Annotated in this window: 12 protein-coding genes and 5 tRNA genes; 3 read left to right on the top strand and 14 right to left on the bottom strand. The window is 39.1% G+C overall.

The genetic code is table 11. From position 1 onward, the window contains the following. Window positions 1–4: 4 nt before the first annotated feature. The 8 genes from hflC to tsaE all read right to left on the bottom strand — a co-directional run bounded on the left by hflC (window position 5) and on the right by tsaE (window position 8968). Window positions 5–889: a protease modulator HflC gene (gene hflC, locus HC728_RS03525; RefSeq protein WP_005421154.1), complete on the bottom strand. Its 885-nt coding sequence runs from the start codon at window positions 887–889 to the stop codon at window positions 5–7. Between the two features lie 2 nt (window positions 890–891). Further along, window positions 892–2100, bottom strand: coding sequence for an FtsH protease activity modulator HflK (gene hflK, locus HC728_RS03520; RefSeq protein ID WP_012533421.1), 1209 nt, complete (start codon window positions 2098–2100; stop codon window positions 892–894). Window positions 2101–2136: 36 nt separating this feature from the next. Next, window positions 2137–3438 carry a ribosome rescue GTPase HflX gene (gene hflX / locus HC728_RS03515; RefSeq protein ID WP_011262724.1) on the bottom strand — a complete coding sequence of 434 codons (1302 nt, stop codon included), beginning with the start codon at window positions 3436–3438 and terminating at the stop codon, window positions 2137–2139. 39 nt (window positions 3439–3477) lie between these two features. Next, a complete protein-coding gene (gene hfq, locus HC728_RS03510) occupies window positions 3478–3744 on the bottom strand; it encodes an RNA chaperone Hfq (protein ID WP_011262725.1) in 267 nt (88 codons plus the stop codon). 104 nt (window positions 3745–3848) lie between these two features. After that, the gene (gene miaA / locus HC728_RS03505; protein WP_065604441.1) at window positions 3849–4781 is read right to left on the bottom strand and encodes a tRNA (adenosine(37)-N6)-dimethylallyltransferase MiaA; all 933 of its coding nucleotides are present in this window, start codon (window positions 4779–4781) and stop codon (window positions 3849–3851) included. Beyond that, complete coding sequence (mutL, locus tag HC728_RS03500) at window positions 4774–6759, bottom strand: DNA mismatch repair endonuclease MutL (protein WP_190395125.1); 1986 nt, start codon at window positions 6757–6759, stop codon at window positions 4774–4776. The genes miaA and mutL overlap by 8 nt, the downstream gene beginning before the upstream one ends. Before the next feature lie 11 nt (window positions 6760–6770). Then, entirely contained in the window at window positions 6771–8510 is a 1740-nt protein-coding gene (locus HC728_RS03495; protein WP_012533719.1) for a LysM peptidoglycan-binding domain-containing protein, read from the bottom strand. After that, entirely contained in the window at window positions 8504–8968 is a 465-nt protein-coding gene (gene tsaE, locus HC728_RS03490; protein ID WP_017019981.1) for a tRNA (adenosine(37)-N6)-threonylcarbamoyltransferase complex ATPase subunit type 1 TsaE, read from the bottom strand. The genes HC728_RS03495 and tsaE overlap by 7 nt, the downstream gene beginning before the upstream one ends. A 218-nt stretch (window positions 8969–9186) precedes the next feature. Between tsaE and queG the strand changes: the two genes are divergently transcribed. Beyond that, window positions 9187–10296 (top strand): tRNA epoxyqueuosine(34) reductase QueG, encoded by a 1110-nt coding sequence (gene queG / locus HC728_RS03485; protein WP_026029393.1) that lies wholly within the window; start codon window positions 9187–9189, stop codon window positions 10294–10296. A gap of 558 nt (window positions 10297–10854) precedes the next feature. Here the strand turns inward: queG and HC728_RS03480 are convergent. The 6 genes from HC728_RS03480 to orn all read right to left on the bottom strand — a co-directional run bounded on the left by HC728_RS03480 (window position 10855) and on the right by orn (window position 12114). Continuing rightward, a tRNA-Gly gene (locus HC728_RS03480) sits at window positions 10855–10930 on the bottom strand. Window positions 10931–10962: 32 nt separating this feature from the next. Beyond that, a tRNA-Met gene (locus tag HC728_RS03475) sits at window positions 10963–11039 on the bottom strand. 60 nt (window positions 11040–11099) lie between these two features. Further along, window positions 11100–11175 (bottom strand) — tRNA-Gly (locus HC728_RS03470). Between the two features lie 32 nt (window positions 11176–11207). Further along, window positions 11208–11284 (bottom strand) — tRNA-Met (locus HC728_RS03465). A gap of 71 nt (window positions 11285–11355) precedes the next feature. Continuing rightward, window positions 11356–11431, bottom strand: a tRNA-Gly gene (locus tag HC728_RS03460). 137 nt (window positions 11432–11568) lie between these two features. Continuing rightward, window positions 11569–12114 (bottom strand): oligoribonuclease, encoded by a 546-nt coding sequence (gene orn, locus HC728_RS03455; RefSeq protein ID WP_005421173.1) that lies wholly within the window; start codon window positions 12112–12114, stop codon window positions 11569–11571. A 98-nt stretch (window positions 12115–12212) separates the two neighbouring features. On the opposite strand from orn, the gene rsgA reads away from it, so the two are divergent. Beyond that, window positions 12213–13277: a small ribosomal subunit biogenesis GTPase RsgA gene (rsgA, locus tag HC728_RS03450; protein ID WP_005421175.1), complete on the top strand. Its 1065-nt coding sequence runs from the start codon at window positions 12213–12215 to the stop codon at window positions 13275–13277. A gap of 79 nt (window positions 13278–13356) precedes the next feature. Next, on the top strand, window positions 13357–14220 hold the full coding sequence (asd, locus tag HC728_RS03445) for an archaetidylserine decarboxylase (RefSeq protein ID WP_065621366.1): 864 nt from the start codon (window positions 13357–13359) through the stop codon (window positions 14218–14220). The last annotated feature ends 32 nt before the right edge of the window (window positions 14221–14252 follow it).

Here is a 14252-nt window from a genome sequence, read left to right as displayed (position 1 = left end):
ATGTTTACTTTCCGCCTTTTGGATCATTCATGTACTTGAAGAAGTCAGTCTTAGGATCAAGTACTAAGATATCACTCTTACTATTGAATGATTTTTCATACGCTCTTAATGAACGAATGAAGCTAAAGAACTCAGGCTCTTTATTAAATGCATCTGCATACAATTTAGCGACTTTTGCGTCTGCATTACCACGAGTAATACGTGCTGTTTTATCTGCTTCAGCAATAATTGTCGCTACTTCAAGCTCTGATTGAGCACGAATAACTTCGGCTTTCTCACGACCTTGAGAACGTAGTTTACGAGCAACAGCTTCACGCTCTGCACGCATACGACGGTAAATAGATTCAGAGATCTCTTCTGGTAAGTTGATTTTCTTAATTCGTAAATCAATTACCTCAATCCCTAAATCACCCGTTCCATCTTGCGAATCTAGAAGTACAGTTGCCATTACCTCTTCACGCTTTTCAGAAACAAGTTCTTTTACTGTCGTGCTACCAATCTCTGCACGTAGACCATCAGATACACGGCGTTGTAATAACGCTTCCGCCGTTAGGATATTACCACCGCCCGTAGCTAGGTAGAATTGACCAAAATCTTTAATCTTCCACTTAACATATGAATCGATGATAACGTCTTTTTTCTCTGACGTTACGAAACGGTCTGATTGATCATCCATTGTTTGAATACGAGCATCTAACGTATTTACACGATCGAACAGTGGCATTTTAAAGTGCAGACCAGGTTCGTAGATACGTGTAATGTTGTTATCTTCTTTAATCAAACGACCAAAACGAGTAACAATACCGCGCTCACCTTCTGGGATCACAAATAGTGACATCAGGAAAATAGCAACAACAACGATAAGTGTTGGGATCATTAACTTACGCATGATTAATATCTCCCTTCACGTGTTGAGTTACGGCCAGTAGAGTTCGTAGTAGTTGGTTGGTTCTTTTTCTCTAATTCAATCGTGTAATCTTTTGAAGACGATGTTGACGTCTTAGGAGATACGTTTGTCGCTCCTTGTTGATTACCCGTAATTTTATCTAATGGAAGATATAAAAGATTTCCATTTGATTCTGAATCGATCAAAACCTTACTTGTATTGCTGTATACACGTTCCATAGTATCAAGGTACAAACGAGTACGAGTTACTTCTGGCGCTTTATTGTATTCAGGTAATAGTTTTTCAAACTGTGCAATTTGACCAATTGCTTCGTTAACTTTACGTTCAGTATAACCTTGAGCTTCTTTCTTCAAACGTTCAGCACGACCTGTCGCTTTTGGAAGAATGTCATTACTGTACGCTTCAGCTTCACGAATGAAACGCTCTTCATCTTCTCGAGCTGCAATTGCATCATCAAATGACGCTTTTACTTGCTCAGGTGGACGAGCTGATTGGAAGTTCACATCAACGACAATTAAACCCATGTCGTATTTATCAATAATACGATTCAGTGTTTCTTGAGTACGTTGACGGATCTCTTGACGACCACTGGTCAAGATATCATCCATTTTTGCATCACCAATAACAGCACGTAATGCAGAATCTGTCGCTTGACGTAAGCTGTCATCAGCATTCGTTACGGTATAAAGATATTTATGAGCATCAGCAACACGGTATTGAACACCCATCTCAACAGTAACTACGTTTTCATCTTTCGTTAGCATTAAACCTTTTGAGTTTAAAGAACGAATAGACTGAATGTTTACTGGTGTCACTTGATCAATAAAGGTTGGTTTCCAGTTTAGACCTGGATCAACCATACGATCGTATTGGCCAAAACGTAATACAACGCCTCGGTCACTTTCACCAATAGTATAGAAACCAGAGAATACCCAAATCGCAATAGCGACAACTGCAATCAGTCCTAAACCAACTGCACCACCATTACCAAATGAAGGTAAACCACTGCCACCTTTATTGCTTCCACCGTTATTACCACCACCAAACTTACCGCTTAGCTTCTGGCTTAACTTGTTAAACACCTCATCAAGATCTGGTGGACCTTGATCACGGCCACCGCGATTTTTATTACCCCAAGGGTCTTTATCGCCGCCGTTATTGTTGTTGTTATTTCCAGGCTCATTCCACGCCATTAGAAAACTCCATGATAATTATGAAGATAAAGAATTCTATGCACTCTCTTTAGTGATAATAAAATCACTTAAGGGAGCATCTTCACGTTTTTCCAACTTAGACCAATCAACTTGCTGCATACGTACATCAACCAGCAAACTGCCATCATCTTGATATTCTTCGTTAAGAATACATTGCATTTGAAAGAATTTACTTCGAAGACGTCCAACCCAATCAGGTGGTAAAAGCAAAGAATGCTCAACCATCTGTCCAGATAAGCGCTCTGTTAATGCTTGGAATAATAACTCTATGCCTTTGCCTTCCATCGCGGAAACCCAAACACATCGAGGTATACCTTCCTCATCACGCTCAATTCGTGGTTGCTGATCTTCTAAGTTATCAATCTTATTCATTACAAGAAGAGTCGGTACCTCATTGGCATCTATCTCTTCAAGAACAATATCTACTGCTTCAATATTCTCACGAAAACGTTCATCACTCGCATCTACAACATGTAACAAGATATTAGCTTCTTGTGTTTCTTGTAATGTCGCTTTAAAAGCGGCAACCAAATCATGTGGCAAATGACGAATAAAACCTACCGTATCAGCAAGAATTGAGGTTCCTACATCGGCAACTTCTATTTTTCGTAATGTTGGGTCCAAAGTCGCAAACAATTGGTCAGCGGCATAAACCCCAGCCTCTGTAATCCGGTTAAACAACGTAGATTTACCTGCGTTGGTGTAGCCGACTAAAGAAATGGTTGGAATTTCAGCACGGTGTCGAGCTCGACGCCCTTGCTCACGTTGTTTGGCTACTTTGCCTAACCTACGAAGAATCGCTTTAATACGTTCACGCAACAATCGTCTATCTGTCTCTAACTGAGTCTCACCTGGACCACGTAAACCTATACCGCCTTTTTGACGTTCAAGGTGAGTCCAACCACGGATTAATCGCGTAGAGATATGACGTAATTGTGCTAACTCAACTTGCAACTTACCTTCGTAAGTTCGTGCTCGTTGAGCAAATATATCCAGTATTAGACCCGTACGATCTATTACTCGACACTGACATAATTGTTCTAAATTTCGTTCTTGAGCTGGCGATAATGCGTGATTAAAAATCACAATATCTGCGTTATTAGCTCGAACAGCATCGGCAATTTCTTGTGCTTTGCCTTCACCAACATAATATTTAGGGAGTGGAGATTGACGGGTTCCCGTCACAACACCTACTGTGTTTACCCCCGCAGAAGAAATTAACATTTTACATTCGTTAAGATCTTCAATCTCCCCTTGATAGGTAAAGTCAATGTGCACAAGAATAGCCTGTTCACCGGATTCATAACGGTCAAACAAGCGTTAACTCCTTAACTGATTAACTATTCTAGAATAGTATTACTCTTCAGTTTTTTCTTGTGGACGCTCGCCTTGTGGACGATCACTCGCTGAGTGATGACTTACAGCACGAGCCGGAACAACAGTAGAAATCGCATGCTTGTATACCATTTGGTTTACAGTGTTCTTAAGTAGGATAACAAATTGGTCAAATGACTCGATTTGTCCCTGTAGTTTGATCCCGTTAACTAAATAGATAGATACTGGAATCCTTTCACGACGCAGCGCATTCAAAAATGGGTCTTGCAAAGATTGCCCTTTAGCCATTTTTATTTTCCTTTTTGGTTTGTAATTGTAATTTTATTTAGCTATGAGCCTTTAGCTTATGACTAAACGCACTTAAGTTAAACAACATTGAAGCATTTTTGTGCTTATTTTTTCTCTAATTGAGTCGAAATCAACTCTAAAGCGCCGTCAATGTCATCACTATCAAGCCAAGTTAACTCTTTCCAGCTACGTAGCCAGGTAATTTGTCGCTTGGCTAATTGACGAGTAGCACAGATACCACGGAAAACCGCCTCATCCAATGTCCCCTCCCCGTCAAAATAGTCCCACATTTGTCGATAACCAACACATCGAATTGATGGTAAATCAGCATGAAGATCATCACGCTCATATAATGCTCGTGCTTCAGCTTCAAACCCTTCTTCCATCATATTCGCAAAGCGAAGTTCAATACGACGATGAATTTCTGCTCTCTCTTTTGGTGCAATCGCAAATTGATGCACCTCATAAGGCAAAGCATCACCTTTAATCTGGGTTAATTCTGTTAATGTTTTACCCGAAATTCGAAATACTTCCAACGCTCGGGAAAGTCGTTGTGGATCATTTGGATGAATTCTTTCAGCTGAGACAGGATCAATCGATTTTAATTGATCATGCATGGCTTCCCATCCAAATTGTTCCGCTTCTTGCTCAATTTGAGCTCTAATATCAGCATCCGCTGCCGGTAATGGCGAAAGACCTTCAAGAAGTGCTTTGTAATACAACATAGTACCACCCACTAACAATGGGATCTTTCCTTGAGCAACGATATCATCCATCTCTTTAAGAGCATCACGACGAAAATCCGCTGCCGAATAACTCTCTGTTGGATCAAGAATATCAATAAGACGATGAGGAGCCTGTAAAAGTTCCTCTGCATTTGGTTTTGCCGTACCAATATCCATACCCTTATAGATAAGGGCGGAGTCTACGCTAATCAACTCCACAGGAAAACGTTTTCGCAATTCAATCGCTAAGTTTGTTTTCCCTGATGCCGTCGGTCCCATCAAAAAGATGGCTTTTGGTAATGCTTTATTCATGACTAAATGCTTGTATCACTTGTGTAATATCGATGTCTTTTAACAATTTAGGGTAGAAATCATTCAATTTACCTCCCCATAATTGCTCTAATTCCATCACTAATTGAATTGCCTGAGCTGTAGTATAACTTACTTCATCATGTTGAATTTGATGAGAAAGCCATTTTATTACTTGCTCTAACGATGGATTAATTTGTTCTAGATACCTTAACAGATTCGGGATCAATTGTTGTAAGTTCTGCTGTCTGATTGGTTGACAAACAGCCATTACGATAATATTTGTTCTATTTTTAACTTTAAGATCAATACCTAAAGATTTCAACAAAGAGGCGTAATTAGATAAATTGTTACAAATTGACTCATCAATACCAACAGAAAGCGGTATCAATAAAGGTTGAGGCTTTAACGGCTCAACATTAACCGAACTTAACTGACCGTAGATTTTGACAAACTCGGCATAGCGTAAGTTCAATAACTGAAGTTGCTTACCTTGCTGCAACAAGGCAAAGGTCGATTCAATAACACTTAAAACTTTACCTAATGTGATGTCATTTTTAGACACATGAGTAACTTGAGGTGCAACTCGTTCAATTTGTTGAGTAGTACTGAATGTAAGTGATTGCTCATTCACCTGAGAGCTACTTTCTCTCTGAACTCTACTTTGGGTGGTAAGCAACTCATTATAATTAGAAAGTGCTTTTTCTGCTGGTTTATCATTATTATGAAATGAACGAGGTAACGCGCTAGGCTTCGAAGATGAATTTCCAGTAGAACTTTTCGGGATCCATGAATCTAATGGAGCCTTATTTGGATAACTTGGCGTAGATTCTACCGCAACCCTTAATTGTTCAGATTTAGGATAATGCGATTGTTGAGGCTGTCGAACATATTCCTTCATTGGTGGAAAATACGATTCTTTATTCTCAATTACTTGTTCTTCTACCAATGGTTGATCATTACATACTGCATTTGATAATGATGCACCTTGCTGTAATGCACCAAAAATAGCTTGGTAAATAAAGTCATGTACTAATCGTGCTTGATGAAAACGTACCTCGTGCTTTGCCGGATGCACGTTAACATCAACATCATGTGGATTGATCTCAATAAATAAAATATACGCTGCATATTGGTTTGCAGGCAAAGATGATTCATAACCTTGACGGATAGCATGATTGATTAGCTTATCTTTCATCATACGTCCGTTCACATAGCAGTATTGAATATCACCCTGTGCTCTTGCTCCTTCGGGAGACGATATCCAACCATGAAACTTCAACTCTCCATGCTCTAACTCGACTTCTAATGCATGTTGCAAGAAATTAGCACCACATACGGCCGCTAAACGTTTTTCTATTTGAGGTTTAGTTTGTGCTGCTCGATATTGACGAACCATCTTACCGTTATGACGTAAATTAATCGTCACATCCAATCGGCTTAATGCAATACGCTTTAACAGTTCATCAATATGAGTAAATTCTGTTTTATCTGCTCGTAGGAACTTACGACGAGCAGGAGTATTAAAAAACAGATCCACCACATCGATAGTCGTACCAATGGGATGAGCTGCAGGCTTTAATTTCACATTCATTTCTCGACCTTCCGCATAAGCAGACCATGCCTCTTCTTGGGCAACAGTACGAGAGGTTAGTGTTAAACGTGAAACGGAACTGATAGAAGCAAGCGCTTCACCCCGAAACCCTAAACTAACAATGGCTTCAAGATCATCTAATGAAGTGATTTTTGATGTGGCATGACGGCTTAAGGCTAAGGTAAGTTCATCTTTTGGGATCCCCGACCCATTATCGCGGATTCGGATTAACTTACTGCCACCTTTTTCGATATCAATATCGATGCGAGTTGCTCCCGCATCGATACTGTTTTCTACCAATTCTTTAACAACAGAAGCCGGACGCTCCACAACCTCACCCGCCGCAATTTGGTTGGCTAATCGTGCTGGTAAGATTTGAATTGGCATGATCTTTTTCCTTAACTGGTTGGAATAATGAGCACCTGCCCTATAGCAAGCTCATCTGAACGTAGCTTGTTTGCTTTTCTTAAGCTGGAAACAGATACGCCATATTTACTTGCAATTTTACCTAAGAATTCACCGCGTTTCACCGTGTGTTTCTTAACGGGAGCTACAATACTCACTTTCAATTTTTGTCCAACAAACAAAGTATCTGACTTCAATTTATTTAATGAACGAATACTGCTTGTTGTTACTTTATATTTCGATGCAATCTTTCCTAAATACTCACCAGAACGTACTTTATGAGTAATAATAGTACGAGCCTGACTTGATGATGTATTCGCAGAAGAAACCGTATTCTTCGGTGCAACATACACAGGTTTATTACTTGGGATAACTAAAACTTGTCCAATCTTTAAGCTCGTGCTTTTAAGATTATTTTCACTTTTAATTTTCGCCATCGTCGTTCCATATTTCTTTGCAATTAAAGACAAAGACTCACCAGAACGTACTTTATGTTTTGTTTGACCACCTTGTGCAGCAAGTAGTGTACCTTGCGGCGGGTTATCGTGAAGATAACGAATGATTGCTTTTGAAATAGAACGTGCAATTTTATCTTGATGAGCTCGTTGGAATAATTGCTTTTCTTCCGTTGGGTTCGAAATAAACCCCGTTTCAATCAAAATAGATGGAATATCTGGTGACTTTAATACTGCTAAGCTCGCATTCACAGGCTCTTTTTTATGCAGTCGAATCACTTTACCCATTTCTGATAACACGTTCTTTGCTAATTTATACCCTTCTTTTTGAGAATGACTAAATTGCAGATCCAATAGCGTTTGACTTACGTTTCTATCGTTACTGTTTTTCGCTAGTACGTCTCCTGCACCACCCAATAACTCTGATTGTTTCTCGTGTTTTTCGACCCAACGACCAATTTCAGTATTTGCTCTACGTGTATTCAAAACAAACACAGAACCACCTCTTGGCTGCGGTGAGCGGAAGCTATCAGCGTGAATAGAAACTAATAAATGTGATTTATTTTTTCGAGCTATTTCAGTACGTTTATTTAAATTTACAAAATAATCGCCACTGCGAGTCATTACCGCTCGCATGCCTGGCTGAGCATTAATTTGAGCAACCACTTTTTTCGAAATCGCTAATGTCGCATGCTTTTCGTACTTTCGTGTTGGACCAATCGAGCCTGGATCTTCACCACCATGGCCAGCATCAATAGCAACAACAATTTCACCATTACCAATAATATGACTGTTATTTGAGTTAATTACTGGTTTAGAAGGTGTACTTGGTTTGCTCGGTGTTGGCGTTGAATTAGTTGTTCCTGAATGAGGTAAGTCCATCACCAAACGGTGGCCATATTGTCCACCTGGTGTAGGAGCTAATTTAAACACTTCCGCTGTAACAGAGTGCTTTAATTCAAAAACCAAACGTGTAGTGTTTTTTGATGGTGGCGAACTCTTTCTTATCTTAGTTAGTACCTTGCTGTCTTTAACATTTAAAGGCAACTTAGCTTTTACATTCGTATTCTTAAGATCAACAACCAAACGGTATGGACTACTTAATGTAAAGTAGCTGTAATTTGCTTCTGAATTTAAGTCAATAACAATACGAGTTTCATCAGGCGAAGGCCAAACTCGTATTCCCTCTAACGTGTTTGCAGATACAAAAAAGCTACTTGTTGAAAGAACAACAAATAGCGTATACCAAATAATTCGAAAATATTTACCGATTAACACAAATCCAACCGCTGTACTAAACTACATCCATACTCATTATTACCTGTGATCACAACATGACGAGCTTCACCTTCATAGCGAATATCAATATCAAGATCTGGTGCTGGTAATAACCCTTCCCCTTTCTCAGGCCATTCAACTAAACAAATTGCATCATCAGTAAAATAATCACGGATCCCCATAAACTCAAGCTCTTCAGGATCAGCTAGACGGTATAGATCGAAATGATATACCTGCCACTTATCAAGTTCATATGGTTCAACTAATGTATAAGTTGGGCTTTTTACATTACCAGTATGACCTAATGAACGAATGAATCCGCGACTAAACGTAGTTTTACCTGCGCCAAGATCACCATGTAAGAAAATTGTTGTTTGTTGAGTACAAGCTTGAGAAAGCTGTCTACCGAATTCAACCGTATCGTCTTCAGTAGCTAAATTAAATTCAAAGCGTTCCATTATTCACTAATTTCACTATTTTAATTGTCTAAATTGATGGACTTGGTATCAAATTCACAATTTAATGTGATGAATGTTTATACACAAGTTATCTTATCGGTTTGTTAATCTCATTGAGTAGAACTTTTATAATCAGTATCTAATTACGAGTTATCTTGTCTATATGATAAACTTTTACTCATTATACTGTAATAAAAAAATGTAATCTCCCTGTGAAAATTAACTATCAAGAACTCGCAAATAACATCAAACTTTGGGCAAAAGAGCTTGGCTTTCAAAAAGTCGGGATCTGTGATGTCGATTTATCTCATCATGAGGCAGCATTAGAGCAATGGTTAGATGCGGGTTATCACGGCTCAATGGATTGGATGGCACGTCATGGTGCCATGCGAGCAAGACCTGACGAGCTTCATCCTGGGACAATTCGAGTAATCAGTGCTCGAATGGATTACCTTCCTCCTGAAGCCAATTTTGCCAGTAACTTAAAAGATCCAAACCAAGCTTATATTAGTCGTTACGCTCTCGGACGCGATTACCATAAACTGATCCGTAATCAATTAAAAAAGCTAGGGCAAAAAATTGAAAAAGAAGTCGAACAATTAGGTTATCGACCGTTTGTGGACTCTGCTCCAATTTTAGAGCGCCCATTAGCAGAAAAAGCCGGGTTAGGCTGGACAGGAAAGCACTCACTTCTTCTTGATAAACATGCAGGCTCTTGGTTCTTTCTTGGCGAACTATTAGTTGATATACCATTACCAGTTGATACACCTGTTGAGAACCAATGTGGCAAATGCACCGCCTGTGTATCTTCTTGCCCTACCAACGCGATTCTTGAAAATGGTGTAATTGATGCTCGTCGCTGTATTTCTTACTTAACCATAGAAAACAGTGGTGTCATTCCTGAAGAGTTTCGTTCATTAATGGGGAATCGTATTTACGGTTGCGATGATTGCCAGCTTGTTTGTCCTTGGAACCGAGAAGCTGAAATTACTCAACAAGCTGATTTTCATCGTAGAAGCTCATTAGGTGACTCTGATCTTATTTCACTTTTCTCTTGGGATGAAAGTACCTTCTTAAAAAATATGGAAGGCTCTGCGATTCGCCGTATAGGGCATATCCAATGGCTACGTAATCTTTCCATCGCAATGGGAAATGCTCCTCATTCAGAAGCAATAATATCAGCACTACAAGAACGATTAGGATTAGATGAGAATTTAGATATCCATATTCAATGGGCGATAAAGCAACAATCTCTCATTATCGATTCCAATAGAAAAGAACAACGCTTAATCCGTATCATTGAAAAAGGGCTTCCAAGAGATGCCTAACTGGTATTATCTCAATAAAGTCATTCTCTGTTGATAACCATTTAAGATTACATATAACGTATGTGGAAAAGATTTCTATCTTTAGCAAACAACGGGAATATTAAAAAAGTTAAACACAAGACAGGAATATGATTAGGATCAAAGAAGTCAAGCAAAAAGATCTTTAAAAATCTTGCAAATAATGCATAAAAAAACAAAAAACCTTATTTTTCAAATAGATAAAAAATAAAAGCAAATTTAACGATCAAAAAATAAAAGCAAGATCCTTGATAAAACTCATTTCTTTCAGTTTTTTCATAAACAACTAACAGAGTTATCCACAGAAAGCGAGATGTGGATAAGTTTGTTGATTATATGGTAGTTAACAAACATAACTAACCCTCTGCGCTTACTCTTTATATGAAAAAGAGACCAGATGCAGATAGATTATTCGATTCTTTCATTGGTTATGAATCTGAGTATTCTAAAGAGCAGGATTTGTAGTGGGGTTAATGCTTCACAGCATTAATTTTAAAGAAAATAAAAGCGCTGAATATGATTCAGCGCTTTTATTTTGTTTGGAGCGACACACGAGGTTCGAACTCGTGACCTCAACCTTGGCAAGGTTGCGCTCTACCAGCTGAGCTAGTGTCGCATGATTAACCGCTAATGCGTTTAATCTAAATGTGGTTGCGGGAGCAGGATTTGAACCTACGACCTTCGGGTTATGAGCCCGACGAGCTACCAAGCTGCTCCATCCCGCGTCCGGATGCATTGTTTAAGACAATGAGACTATAAACCATTTTTCTCTTCGAGAAAGAAAATGGAGCGACACACGAGGTTCGAACTCGTGACCTCAACCTTGGCAAGGTTGCGCTCTACCAGCTGAGCTAGTGTCGCATGATTAACCGCTAATGCGTTCAATCTAAATGTGGTTGCGGGAGCAGGATTTGAACCTACGACCTTCGGGTTATGAGCCCGACGAGCTACCAAGCTGCTCCATCCCGCGTCCGGATGCATTGTTAAGTACAATGAAACTTTATCTTATCATTCAATTACTTGAACAAGAAGCTTTAAATTTGGAGCGACACACGAGGTTCGAACTCGTGACCTCAACCTTGGCAAGGTTGCGCTCTACCAGCTGAGCTAGTGTCGCATTCTGATAAGGAGTAGCTCCTCGTTCAGAGGCTGCGAATTATACGAGTAAACTGTGATGATGCAAGCGTATTTTGAAAAAAAATGCGATTTTTTTTCAAAATCGCGTTTTTCCGCTCAACAAATCATCAAATGAAATTAAATTGTGAAAATATGTTGGCGATAATACTTCAATTCTGCAATAGATTCGCGAATATCATCTAGCGCTAAATGTGTGCCTGCTTTGGTAAAACCATCTAAAACTTCAGGTTTCCATCGACGAGCTAGCTCTTTAATTGTACTTACATCAACATAGCGGTAATGAAAATACTCTTCTAATGTTGGCATATGCTTATATAAGAAACGACGATCTTGTCCAATACTATTGCCACAAATTGGTGATACGCCTTTTGGAACCCATTGCTCAAGAAAAGCAATAGTTTCTGCAATTGCCGCTTCTTCGTTGTATTTACTTTCTTGTACTCGAGCGACTAATCCGCTATTTGTATGAGTATTGGTACACCAATCGTCCATTTTAGCCAACTCTTCTTCTGGCTGATGGATCGCAATTACTGGACCTTCTGCTAAAATATTCAGTTGTGCATCTGTCACAATAGATGCAATTTCGATGATTTTATGAGTTTCAGGATCCAATCCTGTCATCTCTAAATCCACCCAAATCAGGTTTTGATCATTAATTGCCATAGAGAGTTGCCTATTTTGTAACTAAAAAGGGTATGATACTCGGGCCGATTTATCTTTCAACATAAAACTGAAAGCCAACCAACAAGTGAATTAATTTCGTGGCAAAGAAGAAAAAGCTAACCAAAGGCCAAGTTCGCCGAGTACGCTCAAATCAAAAAAAGCGTATTGAAAAAATTGAAGACAGTGTGCAATGGGATGAAACCCTACTAGAAGCTGCTAAAGAAGGCCTAGTCATTACACGCTTTGGTCAACATGCTGATATTGAAGACCCTGATACTAAAGAAATCCATCGTTGTAATTTACGCCGAGGTATTGAAAGTTTAGTTTCGGGTGATCGTGTTATTTGGCGTCCAGGGACTGAAGTCCTTGCTGGTATTTCAGGTGTTGTTGAAGCTGTAAAACCAAGAACATCAATGTTAACCCGTCCAGACTATTATGATGGTATTAAGCCAGTAGCAGCTAACGTTGATCAAATGGTAATCGTGTCTTCAATTCTTCCTGAGTTGTCTCTGAATATTATTGATCGATACCTTATTGCTTCTGAAACTCTACATATCAAACCATTAATTGTACTAAACAAAGTGGATTTACTGTCTGAAGAAGAGTTCATCAAAGTACAACAACTACTGAGCTTATATGAAGATATTGGTTATAAAGTTCGATATGTAAGTAAAGAATCAGGCTACGGTGTAGAAGAGCTTGAAGCTGAATTACGAAATCACATTAATATTTTCGTTGGTCAGTCTGGCGTAGGTAAATCAAGCCTTGTAAATGCACTGATGCCTGAACTTGAGATTGAGGTGGAAGAAGGGGCAGTATCTGAAAACTCAGGTCTTGGTCAACATACAACAACTGCAGCACGTCTGTATCACTTCCCACACGGTGGTGATTTAATTGACTCTCCAGGAGTTCGTGAATTTGGTTTGTGGCACTTAGAAGCGGAACAAGTCACAGACTCTTTTATTGAATTTAAAGACTTTTTAGGTGGCTGTAAGTTTAGAGACTGTAAACACAAAGATGACCCAGGTTGTTTACTGCAAGAAGCCGTTGCAGAAGGAAAAATTAATAAACAACGCTTTGAAAGCTACCACCGTATTATTGAAAGCATGTCTGAGAATAAAGCAAATCGCCAATTCTCACGAAACAAAAAAGCCGATTTATAGCCAGAATAAACCTTGGGTTTAGCGACAATGTAAATATGTGGTAATATCCACAGCAAATGATAACTATTAGGCAAACAACGTGTCAGATAATTTAAAGATTGGGTTACAATATCTAACTCCAAAACATGCACTTACTCGTTTGGCTGGCAAATTAGCATCAGCAAAAATGGGATGGTTAACAACTGCTGTTATTAAGTGGTTTATCAAACAATACAACGTAAATATGGATGAGGCTAAAAACCCAGATCCTGAAGCGTATTCAACATTTAATAACTTCTTCGTTCGTGAATTAGAAGATGGCGCTCGTCCTATTAATGAGGATGATTCTGTTATTTCTCACCCTGCTGATGCTTGCGTTAGTCAATTTGGTCCAATTATGGACGGTAAATTAGTACAAGCAAAAGGCCACGTATATTCTGCACAAGAATTACTTGGTGGTGATGAAGCACTTGCTGCTGAATTTATGGGGGGTGAGTTTGCAACGCTGTATTTATCACCAAGCGATTACCATCGTGTTCATATGCCTTGTGATGCAACGCTACGTAAAATGATTTATGTTCCTGGTGACTTATTTTCAGTTAACCCATTAACCGCAGAAAACGTACCGAACTTATTTGCACGCAATGAACGTGTTGTTTGTATTTTTGATACCGAGTTTGGTCCTATGGCTCAAATTCTGGTTGGTGCAACGATCGTTGGTAGTATTGAAACTACATGGGCTGAAACCGTAACACCACCAACAGGTCCTGCGGTTAAAACATGGCACTACCCTCTTTCTGGTGACGACATGATTTGCTTTAAGAAAGGTGAAGAAATGGGTCGCTTTAAGTTAGGTTCTACTGTAATTAACTTGTTTGCTCCTAACTCAATTAAATTTGATGAGTCAATGGAAAATGGTACTCCTACTCGTATGGGTACACCATTTGCTCATATCGCAAAATAATCAAATTTTATTAAGAAATAATAAATAGCGAA

Source organism: Aliivibrio sp. S10_S31 (assembly GCF_014694495.1).
Taxonomy (GTDB): domain Bacteria; phylum Pseudomonadota; class Gammaproteobacteria; order Enterobacterales; family Vibrionaceae; genus Aliivibrio; species Aliivibrio fischeri.
This window is presented reverse-complemented; position numbering and strand designations above follow the sequence as displayed.

Excerpts from the sequence above, each read along its gene's own strand:
- hflC (WP_005421154.1), bottom strand. The coding sequence starts at position 889 with ATGCGTAAGTTAATGATCCCAACACTTATCGTTGTTGTTGCTATTTTC.
- hflK (WP_012533421.1), bottom strand. The coding sequence starts at position 2,100 with ATGGCGTGGAATGAGCCTGGAAATAACAACAACAATAACGGCGGCGAT.
- hfq (WP_011262725.1), bottom strand. The coding sequence starts at position 3,744 with ATGGCTAAAGGGCAATCTTTGCAAGACCCATTTTTGAATGCGCTGCGT.
- miaA (WP_065604441.1), bottom strand. The coding sequence starts at position 4,781 with ATGAATAAAGCATTACCAAAAGCCATCTTTTTGATGGGACCGACGGCA.
- mutL (WP_190395125.1), bottom strand. The coding sequence starts at position 6,759 with ATGCCAATTCAAATCTTACCAGCACGATTAGCCAACCAAATTGCGGCG.
- tsaE (WP_017019981.1), bottom strand. The coding sequence starts at position 8,968 with ATGGAACGCTTTGAATTTAATTTAGCTACTGAAGACGATACGGTTGAA.
- orn (WP_005421173.1), bottom strand. The coding sequence starts at position 12,114 with ATGGCAATTAATGATCAAAACCTGATTTGGGTGGATTTAGAGATGACA.